The organism is Kitasatospora sp. NPDC056800, assembly GCF_042789775.1.
In the GTDB taxonomy this organism is placed as follows: Bacteria; Actinomycetota; Actinomycetes; order Streptomycetales; family Streptomycetaceae; genus Kitasatospora.
The window spans coordinates 20,534-38,105 of the sequence record NZ_JBHUAL010000073.1 but is presented as its reverse complement, the minus strand read 5'-3'; the positions used below and the strand labels follow the sequence as shown (position 1 = coordinate 38,105).

The following is a 17,572-nucleotide window of genomic DNA, read 5'->3' as shown; positions in this document are numbered from 1 at the left end:
GCCGTGGGGGGGGGGGGGTCGGGCTCCCCCGGCGGGGCGGCGCACGGCGAGGGCGGCCGCCTCCCGGAGACCGCGCCGGGGGCGACCGCCCGGTGCGACGGCCGGGCCGTCGGAGCACGAACGGAAGGGGGCCGGAGCCCGGTCGCTGGGTGGGCGCCGTGTGATCCGCCTGTGATCTTGATCCCCTGCGACCTGCTCGTTTCTGCTCACCTGGGCGCTTCCCCGTACGATAGGAGGAAGCCGAGGCATGTCGATATGCCCGGCGGGTGGACCGGTAGTAGCAGGCGGAACGGGTGGCAGCGGCCGAAAGGGCCGCAAGTGCGCGTCTCGCGGCCGGGCGCCGTAACCCACGATTCCGGGAGAATCCGCTAGGCATGCCCACGCGCAACGACATCCGTAACGTCGCCATCGTCGCCCACGTCGACCACGGCAAGACCACGCTGGTCGACGCCATGCTCAAGCAGGCCGGCGCCTTCGCAGCCCACCAGCAGCTCGATGACCGGATGATGGACTCCAACGACCTGGAGCGCGAGAAGGGCATCACCATTCTCGCGAAGAACACCGCGGTCAAGTACCACCCCAAGGATGGTGGCGCGCCGATCACCATCAACATCATCGACACCCCGGGCCACGCCGACTTCGGTGGCGAGGTCGAGCGCGGTCTGTCGATGGTGGACGCGGTCGTCCTCCTGGTCGACGCCTCCGAAGGCCCGCTGCCGCAGACCCGGTTCGTGCTCCGCAAGGCGCTCACCGCCCGCCTGCCCGTCATCCTCTGCATCAACAAGACCGACCGTCCGGACTCCCGGATCGACGAGGTCATCAACGAGACCTACGACCTGTTCCTGGACCTGGACGCGGACGAGGACCAGATCGAGTTCCCGATCGTCTACGCCTGCGCCCGTGACGGCGTCGCCTCGCTGACCAAGCCGGAGAACGGCACCGTCCCGGCCGACAGCACCAGCCTGGAGCCGTTCTTCTCCACCCTGCTGGAGCACGTCCCGGCCCCCGGCTACGACGAGGACGCCCCGCTCCAGGCCCACGTCACCAACCTGGACGCCGACAACTTCCTCGGCCGCATCGCGCTGCTCCGCGTCGAGCAGGGCGAGCTGCGCAAGGGCCAGACCGTGGCCTGGATCAAGCGTGACGGCTCGATCCAGAACGTCCGCATCTCCGAGCTGCTGATGACCGAGGCGCTCACCCGCAAGCCGGCCGAGGTGGCCGGCCCCGGTGACATCTGCGCCGTCGCCGGCATCGGCGAGATCATGATCGGCGAGACCCTGGCCGACCCGGAGAACCCGATCGCGCTGCCGCTGATCACGGTGGACGAGCCGGCCATCTCGATGACCATCGGCACCAACACCTCGCCGCTGGTCGGCCGTGGCGGCAGCGGCAAGGGCGCGGACGCCAAGGCCGGCGTCAAGGTGGACCGCAAGGTCACCGCCCGCCAGGTGAAGGACCGCCTGGACCGCGAGCTGATCGGTAACGTCTCGCTGCGCGTGCTCGACACCGAGCGTCCGGACGCCTGGGAGGTGCAGGGCCGCGGTGAGCTGGCGCTGGCCATCCTGATCGAGACCATGCGCCGCGAGGGCTTCGAGCTGACCGTCGGCAAGCCGCAGGTGGTCACCAAGCAGGTCAACGGCAAGACCCACGAGCCCGTCGAGCGCCTCACGGTGGACGTGCCCGAGGAGCACATGGGTGCCGTCACCCAGCTCATGGGCATCCGCAAGGGCCGGATGGACAACATGTCCAACCACGGCTCGGGCTGGGTCCGGATGGAGTTCGTCGTGCCGTCCCGCGGCCTGATCGGCTTCCGTACCGAGTTCCTCACCAACACCCGCGGCACCGGCATCGCGCACTCGATCCACGAGGGTCACGAGCCGTGGTTCGGCAACCTGACCACCCGCAACAACGGTTCGCTGGTCGCCGACCGGGCCGGTGTGGTCACCGCCTTCGCGATGACCAACCTGCAGGAGCGCGGCGTGCTCTTCTGCGAGCCGGGCACCGAGGTGTACGAGGGCATGATCGTCGGTGAGAACTCGCGTGCCGACGACATGGACGTGAACATCACCAAGGAGAAGAAGCTCACCAACATGCGCTCGGCGAACGCCGACGTGGCCGAGTCGATCGTCCCGCCGCGCAAGCTCTCGCTGGAGCAGTCGCTGGAGTTCTGCCGCGAGGACGAGTGCATTGAGGTGACCCCGGAGACGGTTCGCATCCGTAAGGTCGTCCTCGACCAGAAGGACCGCGGTCGCACCGCCTCGCGCGCCAAGAAGGCGTGATCCGGACGCACTGAACGGCCATTGGCCGGAATGATTCGCCCCCCTTTCCCATGGAGAGGGGGGCGAACTTTTTCAACTACTCCAAGTTGTCGGGGCCGCTATTCACGGAATAGCGCTCATCACACCCAGGTGTCCGCTGAGCGGACGTGACAGTTCGTCATCCGTGACGACTGTCCGTTTGGTGCCTGTCTGGCTATGTCTCAAATGTCCGGTTTTCGAAACTTACCGACTGTTCATGTGACCTAATTGAGATCGTCACTGGTCACTTTCGTGTCCGTGCGTGACGGATAGTGGGTGCAGTCAGGCTCGGGTCAAGGGTGAACGCGCAGGGGTGCGCGCCGAAACCACGAGCGCGGACGGCACAGCGGGTCCGGTGGGAACCGTTCCGCAGTGCCCTCCTCGTTGCAACGTCGAATTCAGGAGGCACACCGATGCGCGGTGCGAGCCAGGCCAAGTGGGTTGTCGCAGCTGTTGCTGTCGCCCTCGCTGCGACTGCGTGCAGCAGCAGCGACTCCTCCGGGGGCAGCTCCGACAGCGCTGCGGTCGACCCGGGCGCCAGCTTCAGCTACCAGAGCGCGGAGCCGCAGCGCCCGCTCCAGCCGGCCAACGCCATGGAGAACCAGGGCGGCCGTATCGTCAAGCAGCTCTTCAAGGGCCTCGTCGACTACGACCCCGCGACCGGTGCGCTGCGCAACCAGGTGGCCGACAAGATCGAGACCACCGACGCCAAGAACTACACCGTCACGCTGAAGTCCGGTTGGACCTTCCACGACGGCACCCCGGTCACCGCCAAGTCCTTCGTGAGCTCCTGGAACTGGTCGGCCAACCCGAAGAACAACCAGATCAACTCGGACTGGTTCTCCGACATCGTCGGCTACGACGCGGTCCACCCGGACAAGGACAAGGGTGACCCGACGGCCACCGAGATGTCCGGTCTGAAGGTCGTCGACGACACCCACTTCACGATCGAACTGTCCACCCCGGTCTCGTACTTCACGTACAAGCTCGGCTACTCGGCCTTCTTCCCGCTGCCCGAGGGCTTCTTCGCCGACCCGGCCGGCTACGGCCAGAAGCCGGTCGGCAACGGCCCCTACAAGTTCGTCTCGTGGGAGCACAACAAGGCCATCACGCTGGCCGCCTACGACAAGTACACGGGCATCGACAAGCCGAAGAACGGCGGCGTCGTCTTCCGGAACTACACCGCCGGTGAGGCCGCGTACAAGGACCTGATGTCCGACACCCTGGACGTCCTGGACCAGGTCGACTCGACCGACCTGCCGAAGTACAAGGACGACCTGGGCAAGCGCGCGGTCGACCAGCCGCAGGGCGCCATCCAGAACATCTCCTTCGCGCTGTACCAGGGCGACTGGAACGCGCAGGGCAAGGAGAAGGTCCGTCAGGGCCTCTCGATGGCGATCGACCGCGACACCATCACCAAGACCGTGCTGAACGGCAACCGCATCCCCGCCGACTCGTTCGTGGCGCCCGGCGTCATGGGCTACAAGGCCGGCACCTGCGGCGACGCCTGCAAGTTCAACCCGGAGAAGGCCAAGCAGCTCATCACCGAGGGCGGCGGCGTTCCCGGCGGCAAGATCACCATCCTGTACAACTCCGACGGCAGCCACAAGGAGTGGGTGGACGCGGTCTGCAACTCGATCCGCCAGTCGGTCGGCGTCGAGTGCCTCGGTGACCCGAAGCCGGACTTCAAGACCTCGCGTGACCTGGTCACCAACAAGCAGGTCCAGAGCATGATGCGTACCGGCTGGGTGCAGGACTACCCGCTGAACGCCAACTTCCTGCGCGACGTCTACGGCACCGGTGCCGCGGCCAACGACGGCAGCTACTCCAGCCCGGAGTTCGACAAGCTGTCGAAGGAGGCGGACGCCGCCACCACGGTCGAGAAGACCGCGGAGCTCTACCAGCAGGCCGAGGCCGTTCTGGCCAAGGACATGCCGGCCATCCCGCTCTGGTACTACAAGACCAGCTCCGGCTACTCCAAGAACGTCCAGAACGTGAAGTTCAACTCCTTCGGCGACCCGGTCTACACCGACGTCGAGGTCAAGAAGAAGAAGTAATCGGTCGGCACCGCCTGACCCGGTGACAACGGCCGGTGCCCGTCCATCCCCACAAGGGCGAGGACTGGCACCGGCCGTTGGCACGCCGACTTATCTCTTGCCGGGTTGACGGGCCCGGCAGAGTCATACATGGAGGCACGATGGGGCGCTTTGTCGCAAGGCGACTGCTCCAGATGATCCCGGTGTTCCTCGGAACGACCGCACTCATCTTTTTCATGGTGCACTTGCTGCCCGGTGACCCGGTCGCAGCGTTGTGGGGCGACAAGGCGCCGGACCCGGTGCAGGTTGCCGCCCTGAGGCACCAGCAGGGCTTCGACAAGCCGCTGCTGCAGCAGTACCTCAGCTACATGGGGAAGCTGTTCACCGGTGACTTCGGCATCGGTCTGGACCAGCGTCCGGTCATCGACAAGATCACCGAGGCGCTGCCGGTCACGGTCCGGCTGGCCCTGTTCGCGTTCCTCATCGAGATCGTGCTCGGCATCGGGATCGGCCTGTACGCCGGTCTGCGCCGCGGCAAGCTCTTCGACAAGGGCGCCCTGGTCATGACCCTGCTGCTGATCTCGATCCCGGTCCCGGTGCTCGGCTTCATCTTCCAGACGGTCTTCGGGCAGAACCTGAAGTGGGTCACCCCGACGGTCCAGGACAGCAACGACATCACCCAGCTGGTGCTGCCGGCCGTGGTGCTCGGCTCGCTCTCGCTGGCCTACGTCGCGCGCCTCACCCGTACCTCCATCGCCGAGAACATCAAGGCGGACTACGTCCGCACCGCGGTGGCCAAGGGCCTGCCGCGGCGCAAGGTGATCGGTACCCACCTGCTGCGCAACTCGCTGATCCCGGTGGTCACCTTCCTCGGCACCGACCTCGGTGCGCTGATGGGCGGGGCGATCGTCACCGAGGGCATCTTCAACGTCCAGGGTGTGGGCCACGCGCTCTTCCAAGCGATCAACATGAAGGAGGGCGCGACGGTCTCCGGCTTCGTCGCCTTCCTGGTGATCGTCTACCTGGCCGCCGGCCTGCTCGTCGACCTGCTTTACGCGGTCCTGGACCCGAGGATCCGTTATGCCTGACCTGACCGAGAAGAAGACCGCCGGGGACATCCCGGCGCAGCGCGCCGCCACCGCGGCCGCCAAGCCCGAGAAGCCCCGCAGCCTCGGCTCCGACGCGTGGCACGACCTGCGGCGCAAGCCGATCTTCGTGATCTCCGCCGTGCTGATCCTGCTGCTGGTCGTCATCGCGATCGCCCCCGGTCTGTTCACCTCGGTGGACCCGCGGGCCGGCGACCTGCGCAACCACTACCTGACGAAGCCGAACTACGGCCACCTGTTCCAGGCGGACTGGTTCGGCTACGACCTCCAGGGCCGCAGCATCTACGCCCGCGTCGTCTACGGCGCCCGCGCCTCGATCATCGTCGGCATCTGCGTCACCCTGGGTGTGACCATCCTCGGCGGCCTGGCCGGCATGGTGGCCGGCTACTTCGGCGGCTGGGTCGACACGATCATCTCCCGCGTCACCGACATCTTCTTCGGCATCCCGCTGCTGCTCGGCTCGCTGGTGGTCCTGAACGCCTTCACCTCGCGCACCGTGTGGAGCGTGGTCTTCGCGCTGGTCGCCCTGGGCTGGACCCAGATGACCCGTGTCATGCGCGGCTCGGTGATCACGGTCAAGCAGGCCGACTTCGTGACGGCCGCCAAGGCGCTCGGCGCCGGCACCTGGCGGATCATGTTCAAGCACATCCTGCCGAACGCGGTCGCCCCGGTGATCGTCGTCGCCACCATCGCGCTCGGCGGTTACATCGCCACCGAGGCGACGCTGAGCTTCCTCGGCATCGGTCTTCAGGACCCGACCATCTCCTGGGGCATCGACATCAACTCGGCCCAGAAGGTGATCCGTACGGCTCCGTTCGCCCTGTTCTTCCCCGCCGGAATGCTGAGCCTTACCGTGCTCGCGTTCATCATGCTCGGCGACGCGGTGCGCGACGCCCTCGACCCGAAGCTCCGCTGAGAGAAGAGGTGACGACCCCGATGACCACCGTGATCGAGAACGACCAGAAGAACGACCGTCTCGAAGTTGGCACTCCTCTTCTCGAGGTGAAGGACCTCCACGTGGAGTTCCACACCCGGGACGGTGTCGCCAAGGCCGTGAACGGCGTCAACTACTCCGTCGCGGCCGGCGAGACGCTCGCCGTGCTCGGCGAGTCCGGCTCCGGCAAGTCCGTGACGGCGCAGACCATCATGGGCATCCTGGACATGCCCCCGGGCAAGGTGACCCAGGGCCAGATCCTGTACCGCGGCAAGGACATGCTCACGATGAGCAACGAGGAGCGGCGCCGGATCCGCGGCCGGAAGATCGCGATGATCTTCCAGGACGCGCTGTCCGCGCTGAACCCGGTGCTCTCCGTCGGCTACCAGCTCGGCGAGATGTTCCGCGTGCACCAAGGCGCCTCCCGCAAGGAGGCGAAGGAGAAGGCCATCGAGCTGATGGACCGGGTGCGCATCCCCGCCGCCCGGGAGCGGGTGAATGACTACCCGCACCAGTTCTCCGGCGGTATGCGCCAGCGCATCATGATCGCGATGGCGCTGTCGCTCCAGCCCGACCTGATCATCGCGGACGAGCCCACCACCGCCCTGGACGTGACCGTCCAGGCCCAGGTGATGGACCTGCTCGCCGAGCTGCAGGCCGAGTACAACATGGGCCTGATCCTGATCACCCACGACCTCGGCGTGGTCGCCGACGTCGCGGACAAGATCGCCGTGATGTACGCGGGCCGGATCGTGGAGACCGCCCCGGTGCACGAGCTGTACGCGAACCCCGCGCACCCGTACACCAAGGGCCTGCTCCGCTCCATCCCGCGCCTGGACCAGAAGGGCCAGGAGCTGTACGCGATCAAGGGCCTGCCCCCGAACCTGCTGAAGGTTCCGACCGGCTGCGCGTTCAACCCCCGCTGCGACGTCGCCACCGACCTGTGCCGCACCGAGATCCCGGCGCTGCACCACGTCACGGACAAGGACGGCAAGGAGCTCACCGGCCGCCGCAGCGCGTGCCACCTCTGGAAGGAGACCCTCCATGGCTGAGAACATCCTGGAGGTCAAGGACCTGGTCAAGCACTACCCGCTGACCCAGGGCATCCTCTTCAAGAAGCAGGTCGGCGCGGTCAAGGCGGTCGACGGCATCTCCTTCGAGCTGAAGAAGGGCGAGACGCTCGGGATCGTCGGCGAGTCCGGCTGTGGCAAGTCCACGCTGGCCAAGGTGCTGATGAACCTGGAGCGGGCCACCTCCGGCCAGGTGCTGTTCAAGGGCGAGGACATCTCCACCCTGCAGGGCGCCGCCCTGAAGGCCGTCCGCCGGAACATCCAGATGGTGTTCCAGGACCCCTACACCTCGCTCAACCCGCGCATGACGGTCGGCGACATCATCGGCGAGCCGTTCGAGATCCACCCCGAGGTGGCGCCCAAGGGCGACCGCCGCAAGGCCGTCCAGGACCTGCTGGACGTCGTGGGTCTGAACCCGGAGTACATCAACCGGTACCCGCACCAGTTCTCCGGCGGCCAGCGCCAGCGCATCGGCATCGCCCGCGGCCTCGCGCTCAAGCCCGAGATCATCATCTGCGACGAGCCGGTCTCCGCGCTGGACGTGTCCGTCCAGGCGCAGGTGATCAACCTGCTGGAGCAGCTGCAGGGCGAGTTCGGCCTCTCCTACATGTTCATCGCGCACGACCTCTCCATCGTCCGGCACATCTCCGACCGCGTCGGCGTGATGTACCTGGGCAAGATGGTCGAGATCGGCTCGGACGAGGAGATCTACGAGAACGCCACCCACCCGTACACCCAGGCGCTGCTCTCCGCGGTGCCGGTGCCGGACCCGACGGCGCGCGAGTCCCGCGAGCGGATCATCCTCACCGGGGACATCCCCTCGCCGGCCAACCCGCCGTCCGGCTGCCGCTTCCGCACCCGCTGCTGGAAGGCGGAGGAGCGGTGCTCCGAGGAGGTCCCGCTGCTCGCGGTCCCCTCGCTGCTGGAGGGCGCGGCCGCCCACGAGTCGGCCTGCCACTTCCCCGAGGTCCGGGAGCAGGCCGCGGCCTGATCCCCCGGTAGTCGCAGGAAGGGCCCGTGGCGTTCGCGCCGCGGGCCCTTCCCGCGTTCCGCCGGTCCCACGCCGCGTCGTCCGGCGCCGCGTCAACTCGGCAGGGGGTCACCGCACCCGTCCGGGTGCACCTGACGCGCGCCGTCGCCGGGGCGCGCTTCTCATGGGGTGTGATGCGAAACACACCCTGAGGAGGGACCTCCATGCCCGTAGCCGCCCGTGCTCGTTGGGTCCTCGCCGTTGCGACCTCCGTGGCCCTGGTGGCCACCGGCTGCAGCAGCAGTAGCGGCGGAGGGGGCAGCGGTTCGTCGGACGCCGGCAAGTCCTTCAGCTACCAGAGCAACGAGCCGCAGAACCCGTTGCAGCCGGCCAACGCGAACGAGGTCGGCGGCGGTCGCATCATCCAGAACCTCTTCAAGGGGCTGGTCGACTACGACCCGAGCAACGCCAAGATCCGGATGCAGGTCGCCGACAAGATCGACACCAGTGACTCGCAGACCTTCGACATCACGCTGAAGGACGGCTGGAAGTTCCACGACGGCACCCCGGTGCACGCCCAGAACTTCGTCGACGCCTGGAACTGGGGCGCCAGCCCGGCCAACAACCAGATCAACAGCTCCTGGTTCTCCGACATCGAGGGCTACCAGGACGTCCACCCGACCTCCGGCCAGCCCACCGCGGACAAGATGTCCGGGCTGACCGTCACCGACGAGCTGCACTTCACCGTCAAGCTGAGCCACAAGGTCTCGTACTTCGAGTACAAGCTCGGCTACATCGCCTTCTCCCCGCTGCCCGAGGGCTTCTTCAAGGACCCGGCCGGGTACGGGCAGAAGCCGGTGGGCAACGGCCCGTACCAGTTCGTCAGCTGGTCGCACAACAACAACGTGGTGACCAAGTCCTTCCCGGACTACCAGGGCGTGGACAAGCCGAAGAACGGCGGCATCGTCTTCAAGATGTACACCACGTCCGAGGCCGCCTACGCGGACCTCCAGTCCAACAACCTGGACGTGATGGACCAGGTGCCGCCGTCCGCGCTGGCCACCTACAAGAGCGACCTCGGGGACCGGGCGGTGGACGCGCCGCAGGGCGCCATCCAGAACATCGGCTTCACGCTCTACCAGGCCGACTGGGCGTCGCCGGACAAGGCGAAGGTGCGCCAGGGCCTGTCGATGGCGATCGACCGTGCCACCATCACCAAGACGGTGCTCCAGGGCTCCCGCAAGCCCGCCACCGCCTGGGTGGCCGAGGGCGTCGAGGGCTACAAGGACGGCGCCTGCGGCGAGTTCTGCACGTTCGACGCGGCCAAGGCCAAGCAGCTGATCCAGGAGGGCGGCGGCGTCCCCGGCAACAAGCTGCTGATCACCTACAACGCGGACGGCGGCCACAAGGAGTGGGTCGACGCGGTCTGCAACTCGATCCGGCAGAACACCGGGGTCGACTGCCTGGGCGACCCGAAGCCCGACTTCAAGACCGCGCGGGCCGCGATCACCGGGCACACCCTCAACGGCGCCTTCCGCACCGGCTGGGTGCAGGACTACCCGCTGAACGCCAACTTCCTGGCCGACGTCTACCGCACCGGTGCCGCGTCCAACGACTTCGGCTACAGCAACCCGCAGTTCGACGACGCGGCCACCAGGGCCGACGAGGCCGCCAGCGTCGCCGACACGGTGACCGGCTACCAGCAGGCCGAGGCCGTGCTGCCGAGCGGGATGCCCGCCATCCCGCTCTGGTACTACCGCACCAACTCGGGCTACTCGACCAAGGTGCAGAACGTGAAGTTCGACTCCTTCGGCAACCCGGCCTGGACCCAGGTCGAGGTCAAGGGCTGAGCCCCGAGCCCTCGCGCCGGCCCCGCCCTCCCCGCACGGAGGGCGGGGCGCGGTCTCTCGGCCGACCGGTCCGGTCGGCCGGGCACCCAGTCGGACACCTAGGAAGGAGGCTCGGATGGGCAGTTACGTGCTGCGTCGGGTGCTGCAGATGATCCCGGTGTTCTTCGGCACCACGCTGCTGATCTTCCTGATGGTCTACACGCTGCCCGGCGACCCGGTGGCGGCGCTGTTCGGGGAGAAGGCCGCCGACCCGGCCGTGGTCGCCAGCATCAAGCACACGTACTACCTGGACCAGCCGCTCTGGAAGCAGTACCTGCACTACATGGGGAACCTCTTCCAGGGGGACTTCGGCACCAGCTTCACCGGCCGTCCGGTCACCGACATCATGGCGGACGCCTTCCCGGTCACCATCCGGCTCGCCCTGATGGCCTTCGTCTTCGAGATGATCGCGGGCCTGGCCCTCGGCCTGGTCTCCGGCCTGCGGCGCGGCAGCGTCGCGGACACCCTGGTGCTGGTCTTCACCCTGGTGGTGATCTCGATCCCGGTCTTCGTGCTGGCCTACATCGCCCAGACGGTGTTCGCCACCAACCTGGGCTGGGTCACCCCGACGGTGCAGGACAGCTACGACCTGACCCAACTGGTGCTGCCGGCCGTCGTCCTGGGCTCGCTCTCGCTCGCGTACGTGGCCCGGCTCACCCGGACGTCGATCGGGGAGAACCTGCGGGCCGACTACATGCGCACCGCGGTCGCCAAGGGCCTGCCCCGGCGCACCATCATCTCCCGCCACCTGCTGCGCAACTCGCTGATCCCGGTGATCACCTTCCTCGGCACCGACCTCGGCGCGCTGATGGGCGGGGCGATCGTCACCGAGGGCGTCTTCAACGTGCAGGGCATCGGCAACGTCCTGTACCGGGCGGTCAACCAGAAGGAGGGCCCCACCGTGGTCGGCATCGTGACCGTCCTGGTGATCATCTACCTGGTCGCCAGCCTGCTCGTCGACCTGCTCTACGCGGTCCTGGACCCGAGGATCCGCTATGCCTGACATCCACGACGAGGACTCGTACGAGCCGCACCCCAAGCCCGGGGTCTCGCGCCTCGACTACGCGGGCGAGCAGGGCATGGCGGTCGAGCAGGAGACGTTAGTCGAACCGGACGTGGTGAAGCGGGAGGAGGCCCGCAGCCTGTGGGCCGACGCCTGGCGGGACCTGCGCCGGCGGCCGATCTTCCTGATCTCGGCGGTGCTGATCGTGCTGCTGGTGGTGATGGCGATCTTCCCCTGGGCGTTCACCTCCGCGGACCCGCGCAAGGCCGACCTGGTGAACGACTACCTCAGGCGGCCGAACTGGGGCGACGTCTTCGGGGCCGGTTGGTTCGGGTACGACGCCCAGGGCCGGTCCATCTACGCCCGGGTGGTGTACGGCGCCCGCGCCTCGATCACCGTCGGCATCTTCGTGACCGCCGCCGTCACCCTGCTCGGCGGGCTGACCGGGATGGTGGCCGGCTTCTTCGGCGGCTGGGTCGACGCGCTGCTCTCCCGGATCACCGACATCTTCTTCGGCATCCCGCTGCTGCTCGGCGCGCTGGTGCTGCTGAACGCCTTCGCCACCCGCACGGTGTGGAGCGTGGTCATCGCGCTGGGCGTGCTCGGCTGGACCCAGATCGCCCGCGTGATGCGCGGGGCGGTGCTGACCGTCAAGCAGGCCGACTACGTGGTGGCCGGCCGGGCGCTCGGCGCCGGGACGGGCCGGCTGATGTTCCGGCACATCCTGCCGAACGCGATCGCCCCGGTGATCGTGGTGGCGACGATCGCGCTCGGCGGTTACATCGCCACCGAGGCGACGCTGAGCTTCCTCGGCATCGGTCTGCAGGACCCGACCATCTCCTGGGGCATCGACATCTCCTCCGCCCAGAAGGTGATCCGGACGGCGCCGTACGTGCTGTTCTTCCCGGCCGCGGCGCTCTCGATCACCGTGCTGGCCTTCATCATGCTGGGCGACGCGGTGCGCGACGCCCTCGATCCGAAGCTTCGCTGAGCGAGGGGAGCGCATCGTGAGTACAGCGGTGGACACCACCAGGCACGAGCGGAAGGCGCCGTACCAGGGGCCGCTGCTCGACGTCCGGGACCTGCACGTCGAGTTCGCCACCCGGGACGGGGTCGCCAAGGCGGTGAACGGGGTGAGCTACTCCGTCGCGGCGGGGGAGACGCTGGCGGTGCTGGGGGAGTCCGGCTCGGGCAAGTCGGTGACGGCGCAGGCGGTCATGGGCATCCTGGACATGCCGCCGGCCCGGATCCCGCGCGGCGAGATCCTCTACCGGGGCCAGGACATGCTCAGGATGGGCAAGGAGGAGCGGCGCAGAATCCGCGGTCAGAAGATCGCGATGATCTTCCAGGACGCGCTGTCGGCGCTGAACCCGGTGCTCAGCGTGGGCTACCAGCTCGGCGAGATGTTCCGGGCGCACCGGGGGGTGTCCCGCAAGGAGGCGCGGGACAAGGCCGTCGAGCTGATGGACCGGGTGCGCATCCCGGCCGCCAAGGAGCGGGTGAACGACTATCCGCACCAGTTCTCCGGGGGCATGCGGCAGCGGATCATGATCGCGATGGCGCTGGCACTGGAGCCGGACCTGATCATCGCGGACGAGCCGACCACGGCGTTGGACGTGACGGTGCAGGCGCAGGTGATGGACCTGCTGGCCGAGCTGCAGGCCGAGTACAACATGGGGCTGATCCTGATCACCCACGACCTCGGCGTGGTGGCGGACGTCGCGGACAAGATCGCGGTGATGTACGCGGGCCGGATCGTGGAGACCGCCCCGGTGCACGAGCTGTACGCCCGGCCCGCGCACCCGTACACCCGGGGCCTGCTGGACTCGATCCCCCGGCTCGACCAGAAGGGCCAGGAGCTCTACGCGATCAAGGGCCTGCCGCCCAACCTGCTGCGCATCCCCCCGGGCTGCGCCTTCAACCCGCGCTGCCCGCGCGCCCAGGACGTCTGCCGGGCCGAGGTGCCGGAGCTGTTCCCGGTCGCCGAGGAGGACGGGACGCCGTTGGAGGGGCGCGGCAGCGCCTGCTTCTTCTGGAAGGAGACCCTCCATGACCGTTAACGGGTCCAGCGCACTGGGCGCGGTGGTGCCGGAGGAGGTCGCCCTCGCGCGGGAGGTGCCGCGCGGCGAGCCGATCCTCGAAGTCCGGGACCTGGTCAAGCACTTCCCGCTCACCAAGGGCATCATCCTCCGGCGGCAGGTCGGGGCGGTGAAGGCGGTCGACGGGGTCACCTTCGACCTGATGCACGGTGAGACGCTCGGGATCGTCGGCGAGTCCGGCTGCGGGAAGTCCACGCTGGCCAAGGTGCTGATGAACCTGGAGCCGGCCACCTCGGGATCGGTCCGCTACAAGGGGGAGGAGATCTCCCGGCTCTCCGGGGCGGGGCTGAAGGCCGTCCGGCGGAACATCCAGATGGTGTTCCAGGACCCGTACACCTCGCTCAACCCGCGCATGACGGTCGGCGACATCATCGGCGAACCGTTCGAGATCCACCCCGAGGTGGCGCCCAAGGGGGACCGCCGCAAGGCCGTCCAGGACCTGCTGGACGTGGTCGGGCTCAATCCCGAGTACATCAACCGCTACCCGCACCAGTTCTCCGGCGGGCAGCGCCAACGCATCGGCATCGCCCGGGGGTTGGCGCTCAAGCCGGAGGTCATCATCTGCGACGAGCCGGTCTCCGCGCTGGACGTCTCGGTGCAGGCGCAGGTGATCAACCTGCTGGAGCAGCTGCAGGGCGACTTCAACCTGTCGTACATGTTCATCGCGCACGACCTCTCGATCGTCCGGCACATCTCCGACCGGGTCGGGGTGATGTACCTGGGGAAGATGGTCGAGATCGGCAGCGACGCGGAGATCTACGACCACGCGACCCACCCGTACACCCAGGCGCTGCTCTCGGCGGTGCCGGTGCCGGACCCGACGGCGCGGGAGACGCGGGACCGGATCGTGCTCACCGGCGACGTGCCCTCGCCGGCCAACCCGCCGTCCGGCTGCCGCTTCCGCACCCGCTGCTGGAAGGCGCAGCAGCGGTGCGAGGTCGAGGAGCCGCTGCTGGTCGCGCCGTCCTGGCTGGGCGACGCGGCGCGGCACGACTCGGCGTGTCACTTCGCGGCGGAGCGGGGCGTCGAGCGGGAGGCCGACTGACGCCGGCCCTTTACCAGGGCGCGTCCTCGCAGGTGGGGGCGCGCCCTTTCCCGTGACGGAAAAGAGATCTGCCGCGGGCTCGCCAAGTACCCTCCCTTCCCTGATAGTTGCTCTGCGCCCAGCGGTGGGTGCCGCGGTGCTGAGGAGGGCGGCTCTGATGGACGCGGTGGAGGTGATCGGCGGTGGCCGGGGGAGCGTGGAGCCCGGGACGCCGCTGCTGGAGGTCGACGACCTGCACGTGGAGTTCCACACCCGGGACGGGGTCGCCAAGGCGGTGAACGGGGTGAGCTACTCCGTCGCGGCGGGGGAGACGCTGGCGGTGCTGGGGGAGTCCGGCTCGGGCAAGTCGGTGACGGCGCAGGCGGTCATGGGCATCCTGGACATGCCGCCGGGGCGGATCACCGCGGGGCGGATCCTGTTCCGCGGCGAGGACCTGCTGACCATGGGCACGGCCGCCCGGCGGTCCATCCGGGGCGGGCACATCGCGATGATCTTCCAGGACGCGCTGTCGGCGCTGAACCCGGTGCTCAGCGTGGGCTACCAGCTCGGCGAGATGTTCCGGGCGCACCGGGGGGTGTCCCGCAAGGAGGCGAAGGAGAAGGCCGTCGAGCTGATGGACCGGGTGCGCATCCCGGCCGCCAGGCAGCGCGTCGGGGACTTCCCGCACCAGTTCTCCGGCGGGATGCGGCAGCGGATCATGATCGCGATGGCGCTGGCGCTGGAGCCGGACCTGATCATCGCGGACGAGCCGACCACGGCGCTGGACGTGACGGTGCAGGCCCAGGTGATGGACTTGCTGGCCGACTTGCAGGCCGAGTACAACATGGGCCTGATCCTGATCACCCACGACCTGGGCGTGGTCGCCGACGTCGCGGACAAGATCGCGGTGATGTACGCGGGCCGGATCGTGGAGACCGCCCCCGTCAGGGAGTTGTACGCCCGGCCCGCGCACCCGTACACCCGGGGCCTGCTGGACTCGATCCCCCGGCTCGACCAGAAGGGCCAGAACCTGCACGCCATCAAGGGCCTGCCGCCGAGCCTGCTGAGCCTGCCGGAGGGCTGCGCCTTCAACCCGCGCTGCGACCGGGCGCAGGACCGCTGCCGCACCGAACTCCCGGCGCTGACACCGGTCACCAGCGAGTACGGGACGGAGCTGGCGGGCCGCCGCAGCGCCTGCCACTACTGGCGCGAGACGCTGCACGGCTGAGCCCGTCCACCCGCTACTTCACGAAGCCGACGTTCTCCCAGACGATGTCGGACAGGCCCTGCGCGCCGATGTTGGCGAGGTCGGCGCGGGCCCCGTACAGCTGCGGGCGCTGGTAGAGCGGCAGGACGCCGGCCACCTTCCAGAGCTCGCCGTCGGCCTGGTTGATCGCCTCGGAGGCGGTGCCCGCGTCGGCCGCGGCGGCGGCCCGGTCGAGCGCGGCGTCCACCGCCGGGCTGCCCGCGCCGACGTGGTTGGTGCCGCCGCTCTGGACGAAGTTGGCGCGGTTGCCGCTGGCCGGGAAGGGGGTGCCGATCAGCGAGTAGGCGGCGATGTCGAAGTCGTCGCGGTTGATGTACCGGTCGAAGAACTCGTTGGCGGGGGCGGTCACCGTGGTCACCTTGATGCCGACGTCCTTGAGCATGGCGGTGGCGTTGGCGGCCTCGCTCTGGGCCGGGGTGACGCCGGCCGGGACGACCATCCGCAGGTTCAGCTCGCGGCCGTCCTTCTTCCGTACGTCGCCGTCCAGCTTCCAGCCGGCCGCGTCCAGCTTGCGGGCGGCCTCGGCGGGGTCGTAGCGGGCCAGGCCCAGGGAGTTGTCGCGGTAGCCGTTCTGGTTGGTGACCAGCAGGTGGTTGTTGAGCGGGACGGCGGGCCAGTCCAGGCCGTTGAGGTCGGCGCGGATCACCACGTCCCGGTTGATCGCCTGGAAGACGGCCTGGCGCACGGTCGCGTCGCTGAGCGCCGGGGTGCGGGCGTTCAGGGTGAGCTGGCGGAAGTCCGGGCCGCCGGCCCGGCGCACCACGGCGCCCTTGGTGTTCCTGATGACCTGGTAACCGGCCACGTCCGGGCCGTTGTTGACGAGGTCGATCCGGCCCTGGGCGAAGGCGGCGGGCATCGCGTCGGGCAGCATCGCGTGGAAGACGATCCGGTCCAGCACGGGCTTGTCGCCCCACCAGGAGGGGTCGGCGACCAGCGTGACGGTCTGGGTGGCGCGGTCCAGCTGCTCGACCTTGAACGGGCCGGCGCTGACCGGGAACCCGTCCAGGTAGGAGCTGTTGAACAGCTCCGGGGTGGAGACCCTACTGGCCGGCAGCAGCGGGGCGTTGCCGGCGCTGTTGAACATCGACTGCCACTCGGAGAACGGGCGGTCGAAGGTCATCACGGCCTGGTAGTCGTCCTTGCCGCGCTCGACCGCCGAGACCAGCTCGAAGCCGGTGCTGCTGGAGGCCTTGTAGGCCGGGTCCTTCCCGTTCAGGGCACGCCAGTTGGCCTCGATGTCGCGCCAGGTGATCGGGGTGCCGTCGGACCAGTGGGCCTTCGGGTTGAGCGTCCAGGTGACCACCTGCCGGCCGTCCCTGAGCTCCGCGTGCGCCTCCTGCAGGTAGGCGGGGTTGGGCGTCTGGGTGCCGGCGGCGTCCGAGCGGAAGAAGGTCGGCAGCAGCGGCTTGCTGACCATGACGGTCGAGGACTCGCTGCCGTCGGCGTGGATCGGCGACCACTGGCGGGAGAACTGGGCGATCGCCAGGTTCAGGGTGCCGCCCTGGCGCAGTCGGGCCCGGTCGTGCGGGTTGATGTCGATCGCGGTCAGCTTGGGCGCTGTGGTGCCGGAGGGCAGCGCGTCGCCGCCGCCCTGGCCGGCGGTGCAGGAGCAGAGCGCCAGCGAGAGCGTGAGGGCGGTGAGACCGGCGAGCAGGGCCGTCCCGTGGCGCTGGAGGCGGCGGTGCATCGGCGTGCTCCCGGGGTGGATGTGGCGGATGGTGTGGCGTCACATCTTGCTGACCGGGAGGGGGCGTTGTCGAGGGGCGGGCCCGGGGGGGGGGCCCCCCCCCGGGAGGCGCCGGTTGGGGGGGGGCGGGCGCGCCCCCACCGGGGGGGGTACCAACCCGGACGGGTCACACACCGAAAATTAAAGTGCG

At 68.7% G+C, this 17,572-nt stretch carries 13 protein-coding genes; 12 read left to right on the top strand and 1 reads right to left on the bottom strand.

Annotated elements, in window-relative coordinates; translation table 11 throughout:
* Positions 1 to 374: 374 nt before the first annotated feature.
* The 12 genes from typA (at position 375) to ACFRQN_RS18255 (ending at position 15,656) form a co-directional block, all read left to right on the top strand.
* Positions 375 to 2,279, top strand: a complete 1,905-nt coding sequence (typA, locus tag ACFRQN_RS18310) for a translational GTPase TypA (RefSeq protein ID WP_117489405.1) — start codon at positions 375 to 377, stop codon at positions 2,277 to 2,279.
* A 431-nt stretch (positions 2,280 to 2,710) separates the two neighbouring features.
* Complete coding sequence (locus ACFRQN_RS18305; protein ID WP_380741181.1) at positions 2,711 to 4,354, top strand: ABC transporter substrate-binding protein; 1,644 nt, start codon at positions 2,711 to 2,713, stop codon at positions 4,352 to 4,354.
* A 140-nt stretch (positions 4,355 to 4,494) separates the two neighbouring features.
* Complete coding sequence (locus tag ACFRQN_RS18300) at positions 4,495 to 5,421, top strand: ABC transporter permease (protein WP_074001350.1); 927 nt, start codon at positions 4,495 to 4,497, stop codon at positions 5,419 to 5,421.
* Entirely contained in the window at positions 5,414 to 6,355 is a 942-nt protein-coding gene (locus ACFRQN_RS18295) for an ABC transporter permease (protein WP_074001351.1), read from the top strand. The genes ACFRQN_RS18300 and ACFRQN_RS18295 overlap by 8 nt, the downstream gene beginning before the upstream one ends.
* 20 nt (positions 6,356 to 6,375) lie before the next feature.
* Positions 6,376 to 7,425, top strand: a complete 1,050-nt coding sequence (locus ACFRQN_RS18290) for an ABC transporter ATP-binding protein (RefSeq protein WP_074001352.1) — start codon at positions 6,376 to 6,378, stop codon at positions 7,423 to 7,425.
* Complete coding sequence (locus ACFRQN_RS18285) at positions 7,418 to 8,434, top strand: ABC transporter ATP-binding protein (protein ID WP_074001353.1); 1,017 nt, start codon at positions 7,418 to 7,420, stop codon at positions 8,432 to 8,434. Before ACFRQN_RS18290 ends, ACFRQN_RS18285 begins: the two co-directional genes overlap by 8 nt.
* A 203-nt stretch (positions 8,435 to 8,637) precedes the next feature.
* Complete coding sequence (locus ACFRQN_RS18280) at positions 8,638 to 10,263, top strand: ABC transporter substrate-binding protein (RefSeq protein WP_049654867.1); 1,626 nt, start codon at positions 8,638 to 8,640, stop codon at positions 10,261 to 10,263.
* A 115-nt stretch (positions 10,264 to 10,378) separates the two neighbouring features.
* The gene (locus ACFRQN_RS18275) at positions 10,379 to 11,305 is read left to right on the top strand and encodes an ABC transporter permease (protein WP_049654864.1); all 927 of its coding nucleotides are present in this window, start codon (positions 10,379 to 10,381) and stop codon (positions 11,303 to 11,305) included.
* Positions 11,306 to 11,381: 76 nt separating this feature from the next.
* On the top strand, positions 11,382 to 12,296 hold the full coding sequence (locus ACFRQN_RS18270; RefSeq protein WP_117491938.1) for an ABC transporter permease: 915 nt from the start codon (positions 11,382 to 11,384) through the stop codon (positions 12,294 to 12,296).
* Positions 12,297 to 12,312: 16 nt separating this feature from the next.
* On the top strand, positions 12,313 to 13,365 hold the full coding sequence (locus ACFRQN_RS18265; RefSeq protein ID WP_380741180.1) for an ABC transporter ATP-binding protein: 1,053 nt from the start codon (positions 12,313 to 12,315) through the stop codon (positions 13,363 to 13,365).
* The gene (locus ACFRQN_RS18260; protein WP_380741179.1) at positions 13,355 to 14,449 is read left to right on the top strand and encodes an ABC transporter ATP-binding protein; all 1,095 of its coding nucleotides are present in this window, start codon (positions 13,355 to 13,357) and stop codon (positions 14,447 to 14,449) included. Before ACFRQN_RS18265 ends, ACFRQN_RS18260 begins: the two co-directional genes overlap by 11 nt.
* A 157-nt stretch (positions 14,450 to 14,606) precedes the next feature.
* Positions 14,607 to 15,656 carry an ABC transporter ATP-binding protein gene (locus ACFRQN_RS18255; protein WP_074001357.1) on the top strand — a complete coding sequence of 350 codons (1,050 nt, stop codon included), beginning with the start codon at positions 14,607 to 14,609 and terminating at the stop codon, positions 15,654 to 15,656.
* Positions 15,657 to 15,669: 13 nt separating this feature from the next.
* On the opposite strand, the gene ACFRQN_RS18250 is transcribed toward ACFRQN_RS18255, so the two are convergent.
* Entirely contained in the window at positions 15,670 to 17,382 is a 1,713-nt protein-coding gene (locus ACFRQN_RS18250; RefSeq protein ID WP_380741178.1) for an ABC transporter family substrate-binding protein, read from the bottom strand.
* Positions 17,383 to 17,572 lie beyond the last annotated feature (190 nt).